This is a genomic window from Mesorhizobium sp. M4A.F.Ca.ET.022.05.2.1 (assembly GCF_003998845.1).
GTDB lineage: Bacteria > Pseudomonadota > Alphaproteobacteria > Rhizobiales > Rhizobiaceae > Mesorhizobium.
Genome location: NZ_RZOJ01000292.1, coordinates 1 through 2,500 on the forward strand (window position 1 = coordinate 1; position 2,500 = coordinate 2,500).

The 2,500-nt window shown below is 55.3% G+C and carries 1 tRNA gene and 2 rRNA genes (1 of these 3 cut by a window edge); all 3 read right to left on the reverse strand.

Annotated features, from left to right (window positions below):
* Positions 1-34: 34 nt before the first annotated feature.
* Positions 35-111, reverse strand: a tRNA-Met gene (locus EN745_RS24960).
* Between the two features lie 151 nt (positions 112-262).
* Positions 263-377, reverse strand: a 5S ribosomal RNA gene (rrf, locus tag EN745_RS24965).
* A gap of 186 nt (positions 378-563) precedes the next feature.
* A 23S ribosomal RNA gene (locus tag EN745_RS24970) occupies positions 564-2,500 on the reverse strand; it runs 863 nt beyond the window's last position.

The following is a 2,500-nucleotide window of genomic DNA, read 5'->3' on the forward strand; positions in this document are numbered from 1 at the left end:
AAAACGGCCCGCGCGAGGCGGGCCGTTTTGTATTTGGTTGCGGGGACAGGATTTGAACCTGTGACCTTCAGGTTATGAGCCTGACGAGCTACCGGGCTGCTCCACCCCGCGTCAACTACGAGCAAGCGTTAGCTTGCGTCCTTAGAGGTAAGTTTGAGCTTACCGGAATCAAGAGGCCTGCCAAATGAAAGGGCCGCTTGCGCGGCCCGGGATCCCGTTTGGCGGGCCTATCGTAATGAGAAGATGAACGTGCGTTTGGCAGACCTGGCAGCGACCTACTCTCCCGCGTCTTGAGACGAAGTACCATCAGCGCTGGAGCGTTTCACGGCCGAGTTCGGAATGGGATCGGGTGCAGCCGCTCCGCCATAACCACCAGGTCGGCGAAACGCACGTTGTTCGAGAAGCTGTTTTTTGTGCCTTGGATGTTCATTTGGCCTGGCACCTTTCGAAGCGAAGCTTCGCAAGGCCGACCGGCCGTCGGGCCGATGCGCCGCACCCACGTAGCGCCGCCCGAAGGGCGGAACAAGCGTGAGTGAGAACAAAGATGGATATTAGGAATGAGAACGATCAAGCCGATCGAACTATTAGTACCGGTAAGCTTCAAGCGTTGCCGCTCTTCCACACCCGGCCTATCAACGTGGTCGTCTTCCACGGTTCTCAGGGAATACTCGTTTCAAGGTGGGTTTCCCGCTTAGATGCCTTCAGCGGTTATCCCGTCCGGATATAGCTACCCTGCTATGCGGCTGGCGCCACAACAGGTCCACCAGAGATCCGTCCATCCCGGTCCTCTCGTACTAGGGACAGATCCTTTCAATATTCCTACACCCACGGCAGATAGGGACCGAACTGTCTCACGACGTTCTGAACCCAACTCACGTACCGCTTTAAATGGCGAACAGCCATACCCTTGGGACCTGCTCCAGCCCCAGGATGCGATGAGTCGACATCGAGGTGCCAAACAACCCCGTCGATATGGACTCTTGGGGGTCATCAGCCTGTTATCCCCGGCGTACCTTTTATCCGTTGAGCGATGGCCCTTCCACGCGGGACCACCGGATCACTATGACCGACTTTCGTCTCTGCTCGACTTGTCAGTCTCGCAGTCAGGCAGGCTTATGCCATTGCACTCAGCGAACGATTTCCGACCGTTCTGAGCCCACCATCGCGCGCCTCCGTTACTCTTTAGGAGGCGACCGCCCCAGTCAAACTACCCACCATACATTGTCCCGGACCCGGATAACGGGCCGCGGTTAGACATCCATAGAGATAAGGGTGGTATTTCAAGGGTGGCTCCACCAAGGCTGGCGCCCTGGCTTCAAAGCCTACCACCTATCCTACACATGCCACTACGAATGCCAATGTAAAGCTATAGTAAAGGTGCACGGGGTCTTTCCGTCTAACCGCAGGAACCCCGCATCTTCACGGGGAATTCAATTTCACTGAGTCTATGCTGGAGACAGCGGGGAAGTCGTTACGCCATTCGTGCAGGTCGGAACTTACCCGACAAGGAATTTCGCTACCTTAGGACCGTTATAGTTACGGCCGCCGTTTACTGGGGCTTCGATTCAGAGCTTGCACCCCTCCTCTTAACCTTCCAGCACCGGGCAGGCGTCAGACCCTATACGTCGCCTTGCGGCTTCGCAGAGCCCTGTGTTTTTGATAAACAGTCGCTACCCCCTGGTCTGTGCCACCCTCCTCTGCTTGCGCAGAAAAGGGTCACGCTTCTTCCGAAGTTACGCGTGCAATTTGCCGAGTTCCTTCAGCATAGTTCTCTCAAGCGCCTTGGTATACTCTACCAGACCACCAGTGTCGGTTTCGGGTACGGTCTATAAGGAGGAGCTATTTCCTGGAACCGCTCCGCTGCCCAACCAATCCGATAAGGTTGAACAACTTGTGCAATCCGTCACTACCTCCAGGCCCACGAATATTAACGTGGTTCCCATCGACTACGCGTTTCCGCCTCGTCTTAGGGGCCGGCTAACCCTGCTCAGATTAACTTTAAGCAGGAACCCTTGGTCTTTCGGCGGGGGAGTCTCTCACTCCCCTTACGTTACTCATGTCAGCATTCGCACTTCTGATACCTCCACCGCCCCTCACGGGTACGGCTTCATCAGCTTACAGAACGCTCCGCTACCGCTCGTGATTGCTCACGAACCCTAAGCTTCGGTGTATGGCTTTAGCCCCGTTACATTTTCGGCGCAAAGACCCTTATTTAGACCAGTGAGCTGTTACGCTTTCTTTAAATGATGGCTGCTTCTAAGCCAACATCCTGGTTGTTTTGGGATCCTCACATCCTTTCCCACTTAGCCATAACTTGGGGACCTTAGCTGTAGGTCAGGGTTGTTTCCCTTTTCACGACGGACGTTAGCACCCGCCGTGTGTCTGCCGACTAGTACTCCCAGGTATTCGGAGTTTGGTTAGGTTTGGTAATCCGGTGAGGACCCCTAGCCCATCCAGTGCTCTACCCCCTGGGGTATTCGGTCGACGCTCTACCTAAATA